The sequence below is a fragment of the Mesorhizobium sp. CA6 genome (assembly GCF_020165035.1).
Taxonomy (GTDB): domain Bacteria; phylum Pseudomonadota; class Alphaproteobacteria; order Rhizobiales; family Rhizobiaceae; genus Mesorhizobium.
Window position 1 is genome coordinate 398101 of sequence record NZ_JAIUHI010000001.1, and the last position, 15902, is coordinate 414002.

Here is a 15902-nt window from a genome sequence, read left to right on the forward strand (position 1 = left end):
TCCGGCCGAACCATCAGTGGGACGCGAACCGTCGCAATCTGTCCGCCGCCTCTCGATAATTCCCGGCTGTTGATATTCGATATCGCGTGCGACTCAAGGATATTTCAGGAGGCGAGTCAGTAGACCGCCACATCGCCCCCGGCGTTCTGCCGCGCCTTCCTCTTCCAGCGCTGCGACCAGCTTGACTGCGGACTCCCAATGCCTGGCAACATCACTCCGCGTCCTTGCCCGGCTCCGGCGACCAAACGGCAAACCTCCTGCGATGGCCTTCAAGTCACGCAGTACGGAGGCTATGTGCGGCCACGGGAAGTCGGTTGGATCACCAATATCTCGATCAGCGCCAACGATCATTTCCAACTTGGCGATGACGCCGACGAGCGACGTTGCGGCGATGTCAGGGATAGAATCTTGAAGCCTAAGAGCTTCGGTCATCGCAAAGATCTCGGCCTCCCGCGCAACCGCATACTCCCGTGGGTCACCGAGAACACGTGCCGTTCGGCCTTGGACTCGCGTTGGTGAATCTGCGGTCAATCCCTGAATTCCGGGATTGACCACGATTTGGCTCTCCAGCCGCTGCTGAACACGGCATAGTAGCATGGAGGTGTACCGAGCCATTCGCCAATCGCTCAAAAGCAGAAGCGCGGGATCGCATAGGGCTGCCGGTTGCAATTCCGGGTCGTTGCGGCTTGCGGCGAGAACAGTCGGCTTTTTCGCTGCCACAGTTTGATCTCCTTCCGTGGGACAAGTCTCCTGCTGAGTGGGTTCAAAACCAATCTAGGAAGCCCAGTTCTCCGAATGTGAGTTGTAGAGAATACTCCGTGGTGAAATACTCTGCAAGGTCGCTGGTGTCGGATTCATGGAAATCCGAGAAGCGTTCGCGCAAAACCTAAGAGCCCTGCGGCGGGCTAGAGGCCTGTCACAGGAAGAGCTTGCGCACCAGGCCGGGATCGATCGCACCTATATCAGTGCGTTGGAACGCAACGTGTACAACGCGAGCATCGATGTCGTTGACCGGCTGGCCGAAGTGCTGGGCGTCGATGTCGCGGAATTACTAAAACGACCCTCTGCTGATCCGCAGAGATCGAAGTCTGAGCTTGACGAATAGAGAAGCTGCCGCTCGCCCGCGCGCCATTCAACGGGCGCCGTAGCGGGCGAGAGGCAGCTTCGCGCTTCATGCTGGACGCAGAGGCTTTGTTCGAGCCATCGGAGCTGACGATACTGTCAAACAGGTTCGCTCTGGGATAACGAAATCAAGCCTTCCGACGTGCTGATTTCTTTGCAGGCGACGACCGTCTTGCGGCCAAGCCCGCTCGATTTCCCAAGGACTGATCGTTGGGCTGCATAGTTCGGCGCCACCATGGGATGATCAGGCTTCAGCGCCCACTTCACCCCGAGATGGCGCTTCAGTGATTTGAACTTCTTCCCATCCTCAAGGCAGACGATATAGTCGGGGTACACCGATCGCTTCGGATTGACTACCGGCTCCAGCTTCGGTTCTTCGACGAAGATGTCTGCCGATGCCTGCCAAGGACGAATGAATTGAAGCAGTCAGATCAGGCAGTCCGGCGACGGATTCTTGCTGACATAGGCGGAGACAATGTCAGCACTCAGCTCAACCAGATTGACCGCCTGGGCTTCGTTTGCGCAAGTATTCGCTTCTGGATAGGATTCCCGCGCGTTGTATGGGCAATTGCGGACAAATGCTACCTAGCGGTTTCAGCACTTGCCAAGGTGTTGGAATGAAAGAGGACAGAGTTGATTGGGGTGGCATGACCGACAAGTCTTCCTTGTAGTCTTCATCTTCCCTGCCCGCCCTAAGGCGCTTTGTATCATCAGGTAAGGATTGTCCATCCCCGTGAGCGGGCAGCAAGAACCATCACACCGTGATGAAATATACGCAACCAGTGCAGGATGGCTCAAGCAGCTCTTGGCTGGGGCATACGTGAACTAGCCGAAGTGGCGCACGTCGCAACACAAACAATTACCCATCTGGAACAGGGCGATCGTCTCAAATCCAAACCCTTCAGGCTATTCGTACCGCCTTCGAGGCAGCAGGAATCGAATTCATTCCGGAGAATGGTGGAGGACCAGGGGTTCGCCTTGCCCGTCGGTTGGACGACAACTGACACAACCAGCAGCCGTTCTGCGATGGAGTTCTTCCGAAGGGGACCATTGTTGGGACTTAAAGAGCCTGACTTTCAGACTGAATCCCGTTCCCGTGCCTGAATCATTGCCGTCTCGTTGAATGCGCACCTGAGACCTACCTTCAGGTCGAGGCTCACTCTACCCAAGCGCCGTCGCGCCGCAGGCGCTGACTTTTCGGATCAGACTGGTACACTCGCATGAATTGAATAGCGCCTCGCAAAAAAAATCTGGCGCCTCTTAAAGGTTTAAATCCAAACTCACCGTTTGCATAGCCGCGCGCCAAGTCTCTGCTTGCCCAAATATGCCCCTTGGCAGCAGCTCTCTCCAGTAGCATGCGCGCCTCCGAAAGATCACGCATGAAGCTTGGGCCCCTCCAATATAGACGCCCAAGCCAATAGGTAGCAGGTGAATACCCTCTGCCGGAACCCTCTTTAAGAAGGGCCTCCGATTCAACAAATCTTTCCTGGTTCATATATAGAATAGCCAGATGAAATATTCCTACCAACAATCCCTCATCTGCAGCCTTTCTGAACCAACGCTCCGCCTCACCAAGATCTGGGGAAATGCTCCCTTGCCCGCGCCGATACAAATTGCCGAGGTAGACAAGGCTCATCAGAGAACCCTGGTTCGCCAAGTCGACTAGCTTGGTGACTGCAGCCACCTCATCTCGTGGGATCATGTCGTATGCGCGTTGCAACGCGGGGAGGTCCGGCTCTCTTTCCCACGGACTTTGATTCGACATTGTTATGTTCCACAGTTTCCGATCTTCCAATTCTATTGTCGTCTCTTTCGGGAACCTTGACCAGCGGAAGTCGGGTTAATTTCGATAATCGGTGGTTCGGGGGCGGGATCTGCCGTGTTGCCACCAGGGTCTCCGACTACATATTGCGAGCATAAAGCCATTAACCCAGCGCAAAAGCTTCGGATTTTTTCGCCACATGTTCTTGCGAGTCCTAGTGGGTCAATCCAACTAATAGGATTCTCAGCAACGTAAGTGTAGAGACTGAACTGGTCTACGGCTCCCAAATTGACCAAGTCCGACAATGGACCGCCCAAACCCCGTGGACTCAGAACGGCAGCTTCGCCAATCGGATCGCGTGAGAGCCACCGTCCGACTTCCGCATCATAGCCGCGGAAAAGCGTAAGATATAATCCGCTGTCGGCATTGTGGAACATACCGGCGTAAGTGAAGTCTGTGAGCGGAGCGGTGGCCTGTAGAGCCACCCCGTAGGGATCGTAGCCGTATGCCGGGGCGTTGGTCGTGCTGGCGAAGACGCGGCGGACCGAGCCAATCTGATCGATGCCGTAGTAGTAGGTTTGAGGCAATGCTCCAGGGACATACTCGCCCTCGGCGAGGTACTCGCGGGTCACCGCGTTTGCCGCATCACGCGCTTGGCAAATCGAACTGCCGCACCAGATATATGAGGTGACGGCCGAAGAACCGCCGCCGGCCGGCGTGCTAGTGATCGATGTGCGTCGGCCGAGTGCGTCATAGGCAAAGTTCGTCGCTTTGCCAGGTTCGGCCGGATAGCTGATGCTGATCAGTCTATTCTCCGCATCCCATGTGTAATTCCGTTGGCCGTCTGAGACGAGGTTGCCGTTGGTGTCCCACGTCAGCAATTGTCCATTGAGATCGATCAACTGATTGAGGTTGTTGTAGGATGCGGTTTGAGTTCCAGCGGCGGGATAGCCGGTGGCGGCGTCGCTGGTCTCCGCGACCGCTGTAATGAAGTTCTCTGGCGTAGTGGTGTAATTATAGATCGAATACTGACCCGCCGACAGTCCGACATTGCTGATCCCAGCAAGTCGCCGATCGCCAGAGTTGGGCAGATATGACCAGGTGGTCGACAGCGTGGAGCTTGCAAGCTGGCGGTTTGTTATTTGCCCGGTTTGGCCAAAGTAGCTGAGTGCAAACGCCCCGAGATCAGTCGAATGGCTCATCAAACGACCGATGGCGTCATAGCCGAAGCTTTCAGCACCGGCGCCGGCGACAGTGCGCGACGTTAGTCGACCTAATTCATCATATCCGTAGCTCATGGTGCTGCTTGGTAGCGGCCCGCTTTCTTGCTGAAGCTGCAGAGCCCCTTGATGGAAAGGTGAGAAATAGCTGTACAGTGTCGTCCCGGTGCCATCCGTCATTGACGCCAAACGCGGGAAGAAGGTGTCGTACACGAAGCCCGCGTTCGGTGTCGGATGCACGGCATTGAGGTAAGTGACGCCGCTTAGCCTGTCATCCTTGGCGTAGCTGTATTGCTTGGTCTGTGCTGATGCATCGAGAATAGATTTCAGGCGGCTCGTAGTACTCTCGTAGGTGTAGGTGACGGTGCTGCTGTCGGCGTAGGTCTTTTCCTTCAGCCGCCCTTGCGCGTCATAGGTCCAGGTGGTGGTGTTCGTCTTTGGATCGGTGAGGCTAGCAATCTGGTCTTGACCGTCATAACCGAGCAGCGTCTCGCCACTTAACGGATCTGTGACTTTCGTCATGCGTCGATTGACGTCGTACGCGTAGCGCCACAGCCGGTTCAGACGATCTGTGTAAACGACCAGGTCAAGCTTGTCGTAGGTGTAAAGATCTACCGTGCTGTCCGGATAAGTGACTTTTGTCAACCGGTCCGCAGCATCATAGTCATAGGTGGCAGTCCACCCTTCGGAATCGGTATAGGTGCGTACGCGATCGAACCCGTCATAGGTGTAGGTTGCCGCAGTGGCGTTGTTGGCATTGGTAATGGACGTCAGATTAGCCGAGGCGTCGTAATGATAGGTTGTCGTGTGCCCTAACGGGTCTACTGACGAGGTCATCTGGCCCGCGGAGTTGTATGTATAGCGCCAGGTCTGACCTGCGGCGTCGGTGTAGAACACCGGGCGATGCTGATTGTTGTATGTGTATTGCGCGATCGTCGTCCGGACGCCTGCCTGGGTCTTCTGGCTGATCGCGGCCAGGTCCACCTGGTTGGAATACGCGTACGATGTTGTGCGGCCAATCGGATCAACGACTTGGGTTATGTTGAAGAAACCACCTTCGTCGTAAGAAAACTTGCTGAGCTGCGTCGTGCCGTCATCGAGGACGCGGCCGATCGCCGTTGGGCGACTGAAGGTTCCCCCATAAATGCTGCTGGTCTGCCCGGGGTAGTTGAACCAGATGCGGTTCTCGAGCGGATACTTGACGCTCTCGATCGCAGTGCCCTTGATCGAGGTATTCGGCATGTGCACAAAATGCGTCACCCGGGCTTTGGTGTAGTCGCACCCGCCGGCAGGTGTGCACCCAGCCGCGACATAAGCGTCCTTGTCCCAGTGGAAGCTGTTGCGGTAGGTCAGGTAGTTGTTCGTCACCGCCATGCCTTGCGGCACGGAACCTGCCGGTTCGCTGTTGGGAATCGCGGAAGGCTCCACCCATTCTTCGCGCTCATGATACCCAAGCGGGTCTGTGACATCGACAAAGCGAGGCGGACTGCTGGTCCCGGGCGCCGTATAGGCAAAGGCCGTCGTGCCATAAGGGGTGGTCAAAGCGTTGACGAGCGAATTCGCGTCATAGGTGAAGCTTGAAGTCAGGCCGATAATGTCGGTAATCGAGCTCAGCCGTCCATTGGCATCATACGAGAGGGTCGCGCTGCGGCCGAACGGGTCCGTAATCCTCGTGATCAACAGGGGCGTGCCCAGCCGGCCGTAGGTAAACGTGGTGAGCCGGCCGACCGCATCGGTAAGCGAAATCAGTCGCTGCTGGCCATCGTAGTTCAGTGTTACTGCATTCCCTTGCGGGTCGACGACCTGGCTCAGGAATATTCTGCGGGGGTAAGCTGCAGCGCCGTCCGACTGCGCGTAGATCTCGGTGCTTCCATCCCTCAACTGGCGGCGGTAGGAGACTGGCGACCCGGACGCACGGACGAGGATCGAGCCGTCATCATCCTGCGCAGCAAACGTACCCGCGTTTGGTTCGTATCCCAGGTAGTAGAATGCGCCACCACCCTGCATATATCGAGATACGTTCGCACCGGGGTTGGTCGGGTCGTCAGTGACATAAGCGAGCCAGTTGATCGTCCATTTGGGACTGAGGTTGAAGAAATTGAAGTTCGCCGGCTGACTGTCTTCTCTCTGATTGTAGCTTATGCTCACTTTGGCGGAGGGGCCAATCGGTGGCGTGTATCCGACAGGGGTATCCGAAAGGAATACGCTGACGCTCGATTCCTTGATGTTGTAGCCACATAGCGGACAAGGTCCGGGTCCCTCTTTGCCGGTGGTAATACCGCTAGGTCCGCCAGGTCCGCCCGGCCCGCCCGGTCCGCCCGGTCCGCCAGGTCCACCTGGCCCGCCAGGTCCACCCGGCCCGCCAGGTCCACCCGGCCCGCCAGGTCCACCCGGCCCGCCAGGTCCACCCGGCCCGCCGGGTCCACCAGGTCCTCCACCGCCATTTGCAAGAGGATCGCCTGGATCGCCAGGTCGCGGTCCGTTTGTGGGTCCCCTTCCCCAGATTGCGGATGCCTCTTTCGTATCCACCGCCCTCCAGCGGCTGTCTATCGAGAGAGCCGAAGGAATGAGGAAGTAACCGCTCGCTTCAGCATCAAGTGCCGCTTGCGTTACCCAAAGATCAGATCCGGCAAAGACCGAGTCCCTGATATGGAACCGCCCGTTGGCTTGGCCAACGATCGCTGCAAAATGACCAACCTTCCAATGCATGATGGATGGAACGGGCACCTCCTGCCCCGGCTTGCGCAAGATCAGCCGATGGGCGAAACCCGCCTTGGTTGCGAGCCCGGCCACCTCTGCCAGGCTCGTGCCGCTTGGACCGGCCCTGTACCATTGGAGCCCGTCGGCCTTTTCGAAGCTAACGTTTGTGGCTAACAGCAACTGCTGAAGGGCCAGCGGGCCGCAAATGAACAAGTGCCTTGGGTCTTTGGCGGCCAAATCCAGTTCTTCGCGCGCATTTTGGAATGCTTCCGTAGCCGAGCCCGTAATCGGCCGACCGCCGACCTCATCAAACAGCGCCGCGAGTTTGTCGTTCTGGCCCAAGTTTGCATAGAGTTGCGCAAGCTCGGCCACGGCACGATCGACCAACGCCCTGGCCTGAGGAGCCGTCGCCGATTTTCCTGACTCCCACGCTTGGCGCCAAGCTTCGGTCGCGCGGGAGAAATAACCTTCATGCAGGTACGAAAGACCGAGATTGGTCCATACCGCCGCCGCCCAGGGGGACGACGGGTGTCTGGTGACGAACTCTTCCAAGCCTCGCAACCTAGAAGCATCGCTGCTTTGGCGAAACTCGGACAGCGCTTGCGCAAGGGCGTCATCGTCTGCTTCGCTCGTCGGGGCTGTCGGGACCAGTCCCTCTGGAAGGCGAACTGAAGAGATCGCGGTTGATATCGGAGCCGGTTCTCGCAGGACCGCGGCGCTGACCGCTCCCGGCGATAGTCCAAAGATCACAACAGCGGCTGCCGCTAACCACCTTACATTCCTCATCATCGCCTCCGGAGAGTCATTCGCAAAGCAAGCCGGGCCGGGATCTACATGTTGGACCGGCCCCTATGCAGGGTCGTCGTCACCAGCCCGCTTCACGGGGTCCACTTGAAGCAGCCCCACACACCAGATCCCCACACGGCGGACACCGGAACGCCCCCGACCGTATTTGTCTGCGATGTTCGGTTGCCGTTGGCGTCGTAGCTGTAGGCTATGCAGGTGCTATTATCGTAGAGAGCAGTCGTGAGGCGGCCAGTCGGGTCATAGGTGTAAGCAACCGACCCAGCGATGGCCGCACTCGAAACCATCAAAAAAGCTAGTGCCAGAATGCGCCTGGGGGGGCGCGGAATGAACGATTGTAGCGGATTGGACATAAACACTCCTTGGGTGGCGCACCCATGATATTGCCTCAGCAGATTGGCTGACCTGTCAGGGCGTGGTGTTCGTCCAGGACAACACGTCCAGGGGGATATCTCGGCCGGTTGTATTGTTCAGGATGAAAATCCCGACCGTCGACAGGTTTGAGGTCAGGTAATCCGTCATCGAAACCGACCACCCAGGATTGAAATGCTCGCCATCGAACGAGAAGCTGAACGTGAACGTTCCGCTAGCAGCCTGAAGCTTCACCCAAATGGGATTCTGAGCGTTCACAATCCCGGTGGACGTTGACGAGCTGTTGTAGGTGTTGATGTTGGAAAACTTGAAATAGGAAACCGGCGTCTGGTTGCGGAACCCAAAAACGGCATACTTGCCTGCTGTGTCCTTGACGCAGATGCCCCAGAACCAATTTCCTGTGAGGTAGCCCACCGGGTATACCAGCGCGGTCACCGTGAACGTGCTGCTGTTGGCGATCGGTTGCTCCATCGTCGTATTGACATTGCCGGATCCAGGCGTGGATAAAACGACACCACGGCTTGCCATGTCGGTCAGAGTGCCGGTGTTGCCGGTACTGTTTGCCACCGTGAATGACGAGGCTGTCGGCTTGGTCAATGGAATGACGTTGGCATCATAAAATGGGCTCACCGAACCGCCGCTGCCACCTGCCGACGATATGGTGACGCTGCCAGGTCCGTTGGTGATGGTGATGCCTGAACCGGCTGTAAGGTTCTGCGCCTGCGGCACGCCTCCCGTTGCCCCAATTACAAGTTGGCCATCGGCCAGGGGCCCCACTCCGGCAAAGGCCCCCGAGCCATTGTTGTATTGTACGGAACTACCCGAGCCCCCGGGCCCTGCCGCATTCAGGCAGGCGACCAGGGCGTTGAAATCCGCCATGACCTGAGTCGCGTCAGCGGTCTGGCCATTGGTCAAGGTGTTGGGAAGCGTGCAGGCGGCTCGCGCACTGTTAGCCCCCGCGACGCAGAAAATTGCCAAGAGAGCGAAGAGAGTTTTCTTGCCAAACACTGTTGATCTCCACAAACTGCAGCGCGCAAGAAGCGGCGCGCCGCCACGGCTTCGATGGCGAACGCTCAGTCGAGATAGATTGGCGAATCCCCAACAGTTGAGTCGCCGCCAATCCAACTTGCATCAGGCTTATTTAGAGAACGTACTCCAAGTAGCATACATACATGATATAAGCAACGAATTTAAATATTAGATCATTCTAATGCAAATTTCTGGAATTTTGTAGAAAAAACAGACAAGTACTAGAAATCAACTGAACACGTCCCGCTAATTGACTCCGGAACTGAAATGGATTCTTAATATGACGCAACTAACCGTCTCCCTCATGCTTTGGGATATGGTGATGTCCGACCTTGCGAGAGCGCGAGCCGCACTGATCTGGTTGACGATCGGCTCCTACCTGGTTGTCTTGCCGCTCACGGCGCAGGTGGGGCTTCATGTCGACTACGGTTTCGTCGGTCCCTTCGCACTGTGGTTCATTCTGGCCCTGATCTGCGGCATCACATTCAGGCCGTGGCCGCGGATCAGAGCCGCGACCGAGAGCTTTCTCTACGGCGTCCTGCTTGTTATCCCGATCATTATTGCTGTCTATCTCGCCGCCCGACTGAACCTGCCCTTGGCTGACGATCAGTTGAAGGCCATGGATCAGGCGCTTGGTGTCGACTGGCCGGCCCTTCTCAGATTCATCGACAGCCGCCCATACCTCGCGCAGCCGCTCAACCTTGCCTATGAGAGCTTCACTCAACAGCTTATCTGGTTGCCAATTGTCCTGGCAGTTTTTGGGCGCCCGCTGCGCTCGTACCAGATGATATTGATGTACGCGGTGATCTATTTCTTGGGCTGTGTGATATCCATCTGGTATCCAGCCCTTGGTACGTACGCAACGTTCAACATTCACCCGGCCGATCTGCAAAACATAGATCGCACGTGGGGGTACGTTTTCCTGGACGAGCTGAATGGCGTCAGATCCGACCCCCAGTTCATCTTCAGCCTCACCAAGGCCGAGGGGATCATGACCTTCCCATCCCTGCATGCGGCAAGCGCCGTCCTCTTCGCATGGGCGGCTTGGGAGCAAAGATGGCTTCGCTACCCGTTTCTCTTCCTCAACGTGATAATGGCCATTTCCGCTGCGATTGTCGGCAACCATTACACGGTAGACGTGATTGCCGGAATGGGTTTCGCTGGCTTCGGGATCGCGATCGTATTGATCACTGTTCCGGGAAAAAGGCCGGATCCTCAAATCCCTTCTTTGAATCCCAATCTGTCATCTCGAAATGCCATCCCATCGTCAGCCCCGCAACAACCTTTTCCGGCGAGCCTCAGATGATCCTTCCAGGCCAACAAGGCGGTCGGTTTCACGCCTTCAGCGTCATCGGCTGAGGAAGAGCTTCAATGTGCTCTGGCAGCCGAGTTCGCCGCCGCGGCTCGATCTCTAAAAGATAACGAGCCTTGGCCAAGCCATCGCGCTTGTTGGCCACAGGATAGGCGCAGACAGCCAGTAGCGTCCTTTCTTCCTCTCGACTGACTTGGTCGAGGTCGTGGCTGCTGGCATCTATCTCGTGAACGGTCCGCCGATCGCGGCGTATGCCGCCACGCGCGGCTCAATTGGTATCCGCATTTTGTTGGGCGGTGCTCGGTCTCGGCGCGATGACTCTACCGCGGAAGCCGTTGTCACTACTGTCGAGGCGAAGACGACCGCGCCGGAGTGAACCAGCAAGGCGCGGCGATTGATCCTGACCGCGGTGATGCCTCCTCTTCGTTCCAAGCCTAAGGCAAAATCGGGCATGGGGAACATCGCAGATTCTGTAACACGACGGCTCGCGCATTCATGTCAGGATCAATACCCCCAAGGGGCAGGCGCCACTCGGAATTCACCCTTCCCGGCTTAATTTTGCTCGGTATGCCCGAAACGGCGCACATTGCGTTAAGCCTCTGAAACCACTCAGCAATCATCATCGCCGCAAGGGGCAGTGAATACTCACACATTGTGAAATTGGGCCATAACGCATTGAAAATAAACAACCGTCCCGGTGCGCAATGTGCGCCCTTTTATCTTGCCATCTTAGTCGGTCGTATTTTTCGAGACTTTCTATCTATCGTCGTTCCTCTTCAAACATACGATAATACACTATTCGATGCCCTGCACCGCGATTCCGTACTCTTGCGTTGAGTTCCGATGCGCCGTGCAGTCTCCCGCGCTCTGCCACGGGTAGCAGCGCTGCTTGTTGCAGCACGGGAACCGTCGCGGCGCACTTTTCCATCGGTCCGACGGATCAGCGTCACAGGCAATCGAACGCGGTTCGGCCGTCCGTCGATCGCCGCGGCCACAGGCAGGATAACGTGCGTTCCCGTCGTTCCTGGTTTGCATCGGTCTTCGTCCGCCGGGCGGATTTCCATGTTCAGATGGCGTCCGTCAGCGTGCCGGCGCCATGCGTTTCATTTGCCGCCGCGCCGCTCATGGATCCCCTCCCAACAGCCTGCGGTCCTTGATGTGGGCGCGCTGCGCGGCGTCGACCTCACCCGCAGCCGGATCGCCATCGCGTGCATGATCACCGCCAGCTTGCGCGCCACGGCGATACAGCCCTTGCTGTGGCAGAAGCGTCTTGCGATCGCCTGGCCCCAATTCTCGACCTCGTCCGTGCCCATGAAGCGCGTCATCGAAAAAAAGCAGAACGCTTCCATAGCGCCCCGCCAATGCTCACCGAGAGCACTGTTTCAGCTGCAGCCGATCTGCAGCCACCTTGATGATGTACGCGCGTCCCTAGCGCTATCGAGGGGACGTTGGAATTGCCAAATTTGACGTTAGAAGTCACTGGCCGGCTTGTCATATCGACACCGCGAAGACGTGCCAAAAAGGCAGCTGGTTCCAGAAGACCTAAACGAACTCCACGCACAGGAGTTGAAGGCGATCGGTAAAGTTTCTGTCCCGCAGGCGCTGGGAAGGCCCCACAAAGGGCTCCTTCAACTTCTTAAGCAGGAGCAGCGTCGCCGCGATAAAAGCGCAGAGCGCGAGTGGACATTTGACGAACCCAAGTTCGACAATCCGGTAAGCAAGCGGCGGCTGAAAATCTTCAATGCGCTGTTTTTGGCGCTCAGCAAGCGCGGCCATGACGGCGATGCCTACGAGCACGATGGAGAAATTCACGCGCGAGCAGCCATCGGCGACACTTATCTTGGCTTGGACATAGGAATAGTCGGCAGCCACCGCACCGTGCGTCAGCACGGGTACGTGCGGCCCGCACCGGATCTGCCAGCGTCAACCCCGCTTGCCCTGCGGATCGATCCTGGTTTCGATCGCAAGAATACGGTTTCTTGGCAGGATGACGGCGACGCCAAGCTTGAGTCAAAGATCGCTGAGATCGCGGCTGGAATCATCGTCGCAGGTGAGAAAAAGTTTCGCCTTAGCCTGCGGGAAGCCGAGGAGCGTGCAGAGCGGGAGCGGATTGAAAAGGAGAAACAGCGTCAGGAACGGTTGGCCCAACTTAACCAAAAGCGCCTGCAAACCCTGCGGAACAGCGGAGAGCTGCTACGTCAAGCTGAAGATATACGCGCGTTTGTTGAGCGCGTCCGTCGCGCGATCGATGAAGGTTCCACTGATATCGACGCCACGGCACTGGAAGCATGGCAACGTTGGGCACTCGCAGAGGCAGACAGGATCGATCCAGTGCGATCGGGTCAAATTCTAACGCATCTCAACGAGCCGTCCCTATGATAAGTACGCTGACGACCCTTTGACGACAGACGGGCTGCAGGCGAACATCGCTAAGAGCGATATGGAACATCAAGGTGAAGAGGCGCGCAACGCCACGGATCTTATTCTACTAAGTTTGCACCTCAGCATTTTCAGATCGCGCAAATGACGATCGAAGAACGCAAATATCCCGGTGAACTTGCATCCCCGCAGCAGCTTCACGAGCTGGCGGAAGAATATCGGAAGGCGGCAAACTTGCTCCTTCAACAAGGCCCACCCGGCAAACCGTTGACACGCGCTCCGTTCAGATTGTCGGTAATTCATGCGATCGAACTCTATCTGACCGCGCTGCTGCTCCACTGTGGGCATAATCCCAATCAGATCCGCAAAATGCAGCACGACTTGGCGGCGCGAACAGAACATGCACTGGAAGCCGGGCTACGCCTTCGCGCTAAAACCGCCACGCATCTCCTTAAGCAAGAACCGGGAATATCTCGTCACGCATTACGGCCCTGAACTGGCGGCAACCGCCTCGCAGATAAACCGCCTTACAGCCACCCTCGAAGAGGTGGCGGCAAAGGTCACGATATTGATCGCGCTGCCCCCTAGAGCACTGCGGCAATCCGATGCAACATTGATCAGGGCGATCCGATTTTCTTCCTGAGGGGGCTGGATATCTCTTCTCGGGCGAGCAAGGCACGGTAGTGGGCTTGTTCCGCGACAGAGAAGACGGAACCCGCAGCCGCTTCGGCGGCGGCCCTCCGCAACTCCACGTTTGTCGACTGCAGAACGACCTGAGCGACCTCCGCCTCGTACATGCGCTCCTCGTCGCTTCGCGGTGGTCCAATGCCCATCAACAATCGCCAGAACGGAAACGAAACGCTGTCCTGCGCGGACTGATGGAGATGACCAGATGTCGCCTTTGCAATTATCTTGGCGGCAAGATCGCGATCGAGCATTTTCGGAACGTTGAGAATGCCCCATCCCATCTGCGCCTTATTGGGATGTGCGTCGTTGGCACCGTCAAAAAGAGCCAGTCTGCACGCCTCGACACGTGTCCAGTCCGAAGGCAATTGCCCGCGGTAGAGTTCCAGCCACAGTGCGCAGGCAGCCGCAATCTGCGGAGTGCTTGAAGATGTGCCCCCGCCGTCCATCTCGAAACCGGAGGGACAGTCGTCGAATTTCATCCAAACAACATTTGGGGTATAGCCCGCAACAGCCTTTTCCATGACAGTTTCAGGCCCCCAACAGCCCTGCATCCTACCGAACTTGTCGGTCACGTAAGGCAGGTTGTCGAAGGTCGCTCCCACAGCCGTCAGAACGCGATTGAATGCGCTCGGGTAAACGGTGAAATGCGTAGCAATGTCGGCCACCTCAAGCTGGTAACTGTCCCCGGAAGCCGCCACGATAACGATCCCATCGTCGTAGAGGGTATTCACCGCATCGGCCCAGCTCTCGGTTGGCAGGCCACCATGGCTGATCGAGACAACTTCGCAACGATTGGCCGGATCTGGCTTGTTGGGATCACCGCTGGGGCCTAGCGCATCATAAAGCCCTTTGGCCATTGTGCTGGTGTAAACGTGGACGACGGATGGGCTGATCCGTATGGGAATTACCTCGGCATCTGGGGCACCTCCGATATCCCCCTTGAAGTGTTGGAGCCCAAAAGTGAGGTCCATTGTGTTCCCCGCGAGGAGTGCCAGCGTCGCGGTGCCATGGCCGGGCTGATCGAGGACACCGCGCTCTCCGGGGTCGATCGGGTTCTTGTTTTTGCCCCAGTAGTCGTATCCAAGATCCGGTCGGAGATGTCGAGGCTTTGAGGCATGCCCCGGCGTGTAGCCCGTGTCCAGGTGAGCGACCCTCACGCCTTTTCCGGTCGCCAAACCTCGGACACTTTCGAATCCGGTGAAGTTCGCGCCGAGATGCCAGCCAGGAGAAATGCCCTCAGTCGCATCCACGAAGGGCGGCCAATCGCCATTTAGGCCGTGATCAAACTTACCTGGCGCGATCGTAGAACGCTCGTGCAGAATGTCCGGCTCAACATAGTGCGCATAGTTGTGGGCGCTGGCAGCGGCGTGGGCGGTATCCCAAGGCGCCAGGTCGTCCACGAGCGTGGCGGGTTTAGCGAGCAACCAGTGATCGGCTGCTGCCGCAGCGGTGAACTGCGGTCGAGTCTGAACCGCGGTGGACAAAGGTTCGAGCGAGTACCCCGGGATCGCAAACGGTTGCGTCGCGCTGAAAAGGACTGCAAACGGCTGGTTGCGAACCTTTACCAGAAGCTGACCGTTACCCTTTAGCGCCATCGATCCCTCCGACTGTTGAACTCAGAGCGGCCAGCGTGCTCTTCAGAGCACATACCTGTTGATTTCGACCTTCAGGTCTTCAGCGTTGGCCGCCGTCACGTGCTTGGCTTGGCTACGCGCTCTGTGCAAAGCGCGTCAGCTGATTGCCCCCGAGAGGGGGAACTGGCCGGGGTCCAGTTGATAAAACAGGACCTGAAGTCCCTTGCTGTCGCCGTAGTGCGCCTGCCAGGTGTCCAAGGTGTATTTGTTGTAGAATTTCTTGAGCGATGAGCTGTTGGAATAGACTTGGCCATTGTCGCCCACAATGCCGACATGGCCAATGTTGGAGCCTTCAGTTGGTGATATGATAATGTTGCCAGGTATGGCATCGGGACGTTTGACGGGCTGGTGCTTGGCCTTCAAGACCAAGTACATGCTGGCAGTTGAAAGCCCTCCGCCGATTTGCCGCAAGAGCGCGCGTCTCGCAACTTCATTCACCGCCCAGGCGCACGCCAGGTTGCCGTGATCGGTTCCGGGGACATCACCCGTAAGGAGCGTGTTGACACACGCCTTGGCTTCGTCCGCCAGCTTCTTGTCGAGTTGTTGCTTCGTCAGAAACGTCGCGCCGGCAGCCGCCTTCCAATCCAGGTCGACCGCAACCTCCGGAATCTTGAGGCCGTCCAGGGCCGACTTCAAGCCTGACCCGATGTCGTTCCGAGGGTCAGCCTGCAGCACACCGGCATCGCCCAGCGGAAACGTGATGTTGCCGGCCTGATCGACTTTGGCGACCAGCTGACCGCCTTCGTCTTCGGACGTTACGTTCAGCTTATAGAGCGTGTCGGTGCCGACGGTGGTCTTCTCGACGAGGGCGGCGGTCTGTCCGGAGCCAATGTGTTCCAGAATTGTGCTTGGAATGTCCGTCATGCGAATTCCTCCCAAAG

The 15902-nt window shown here is 57.5% G+C and carries 12 protein-coding genes; 4 read left to right on the top strand and 8 right to left on the bottom strand.

What is annotated here, in order from left to right; all coding sequences use genetic code 11:
- Positions 1-93: 93 nt before the first annotated feature.
- Entirely contained in the window at positions 94-720 is a 627-nt protein-coding gene (locus LB526_RS01805) for a hypothetical protein (RefSeq protein WP_224625842.1), read from the bottom strand.
- Positions 721-856: 136 nt separating this feature from the next.
- Here LB526_RS01805 and LB526_RS01810 point away from each other — a divergent pair, with 136 nt between their 5' ends.
- On the top strand, positions 857-1105 hold the full coding sequence (locus LB526_RS01810) for a helix-turn-helix domain-containing protein (RefSeq protein ID WP_224625843.1): 249 nt from the start codon (positions 857-859) through the stop codon (positions 1103-1105).
- Between the two features lie 116 nt (positions 1106-1221).
- On the opposite strand, the gene LB526_RS29680 is transcribed toward LB526_RS01810, so the two are convergent.
- From LB526_RS29680 to LB526_RS01840, 4 genes are all read right to left on the bottom strand, one after another.
- Positions 1222-1458, bottom strand: coding sequence for a MucR family transcriptional regulator (locus tag LB526_RS29680; protein WP_318013246.1), 237 nt, complete (start codon positions 1456-1458; stop codon positions 1222-1224).
- Between the two features lie 820 nt (positions 1459-2278).
- Positions 2279-2758, bottom strand: coding sequence for a tetratricopeptide repeat protein (locus LB526_RS01825; protein ID WP_224625845.1), 480 nt, complete (start codon positions 2756-2758; stop codon positions 2279-2281).
- Positions 2759-2919: 161 nt separating this feature from the next.
- Positions 2920-7356, bottom strand: a complete 4437-nt coding sequence (locus LB526_RS01830) for an RHS repeat-associated core domain-containing protein (RefSeq protein WP_224625847.1) — start codon at positions 7354-7356, stop codon at positions 2920-2922.
- Positions 7357-8016: 660 nt separating this feature from the next.
- Positions 8017-8988, bottom strand: coding sequence for a hypothetical protein (locus tag LB526_RS01840; protein WP_224625849.1), 972 nt, complete (start codon positions 8986-8988; stop codon positions 8017-8019).
- Between the two features lie 343 nt (positions 8989-9331).
- Between LB526_RS01840 and LB526_RS01845 the strand changes: the two genes are divergently transcribed.
- Positions 9332-10315: a phosphatase PAP2 family protein gene (locus tag LB526_RS01845; protein ID WP_224625850.1), complete on the top strand. Its 984-nt coding sequence runs from the start codon at positions 9332-9334 to the stop codon at positions 10313-10315.
- 1109 nt (positions 10316-11424) lie between these two features.
- Here LB526_RS01845 and LB526_RS01850 read toward each other — a convergent pair.
- Positions 11425-11634 carry a hypothetical protein gene (locus LB526_RS01850; RefSeq protein ID WP_318013247.1) on the bottom strand — a complete coding sequence of 70 codons (210 nt, stop codon included), beginning with the start codon at positions 11632-11634 and terminating at the stop codon, positions 11425-11427.
- A 175-nt stretch (positions 11635-11809) separates the two neighbouring features.
- On the opposite strand from LB526_RS01850, the gene LB526_RS01855 reads away from it, so the two are divergent.
- Together LB526_RS01855 and LB526_RS01860 are read left to right on the top strand one after the other, a co-directional pair.
- Entirely contained in the window at positions 11810-12700 is an 891-nt protein-coding gene (locus LB526_RS01855) for a hypothetical protein (RefSeq protein ID WP_224625851.1), read from the top strand.
- A 144-nt stretch (positions 12701-12844) separates the two neighbouring features.
- Positions 12845-13195 (top strand): hypothetical protein, encoded by a 351-nt coding sequence (locus tag LB526_RS01860; RefSeq protein ID WP_224625852.1) that lies wholly within the window; start codon positions 12845-12847, stop codon positions 13193-13195.
- A gap of 122 nt (positions 13196-13317) precedes the next feature.
- Here LB526_RS01860 and LB526_RS01865 read toward each other — a convergent pair whose 3' ends face one another.
- Both LB526_RS01865 and LB526_RS01870 read right to left on the bottom strand, forming a co-directional pair.
- A complete protein-coding gene (locus tag LB526_RS01865) occupies positions 13318-14982 on the bottom strand; it encodes a S8/S53 family peptidase (protein ID WP_224625853.1) in 1665 nt (554 codons plus the stop codon).
- A 135-nt stretch (positions 14983-15117) separates the two neighbouring features.
- Entirely contained in the window at positions 15118-15885 is a 768-nt protein-coding gene (locus tag LB526_RS01870; protein WP_224625854.1) for a hypothetical protein, read from the bottom strand.
- Between the last annotated feature and the right edge of the window lie 17 nt (positions 15886-15902).

Excerpts from the sequence above, each read along its gene's own strand:
- LB526_RS01810 (WP_224625843.1), top strand. The coding sequence starts at position 857 with ATGGAAATCCGAGAAGCGTTCGCGCAAAACCTAAGAGCCCTGCGGCGG.
- LB526_RS01825 (WP_224625845.1), bottom strand. The coding sequence starts at position 2,758 with ATGAGCCTTGTCTACCTCGGCAATTTGTATCGGCGCGGGCAAGGGAGC.
- LB526_RS01845 (WP_224625850.1), top strand. The coding sequence starts at position 9,332 with ATGTCCGACCTTGCGAGAGCGCGAGCCGCACTGATCTGGTTGACGATC.
- LB526_RS01850 (WP_318013247.1), bottom strand. The coding sequence starts at position 11,634 with ATGGGCACGGACGAGGTCGAGAATTGGGGCCAGGCGATCGCAAGACGC.
- LB526_RS01860 (WP_224625852.1), top strand. The coding sequence starts at position 12,845 with ATGACGATCGAAGAACGCAAATATCCCGGTGAACTTGCATCCCCGCAG.
- LB526_RS01865 (WP_224625853.1), bottom strand. The coding sequence starts at position 14,982 with ATGGCGCTAAAGGGTAACGGTCAGCTTCTGGTAAAGGTTCGCAACCAG.
- LB526_RS01870 (WP_224625854.1), bottom strand. The coding sequence starts at position 15,885 with ATGACGGACATTCCAAGCACAATTCTGGAACACATTGGCTCCGGACAG.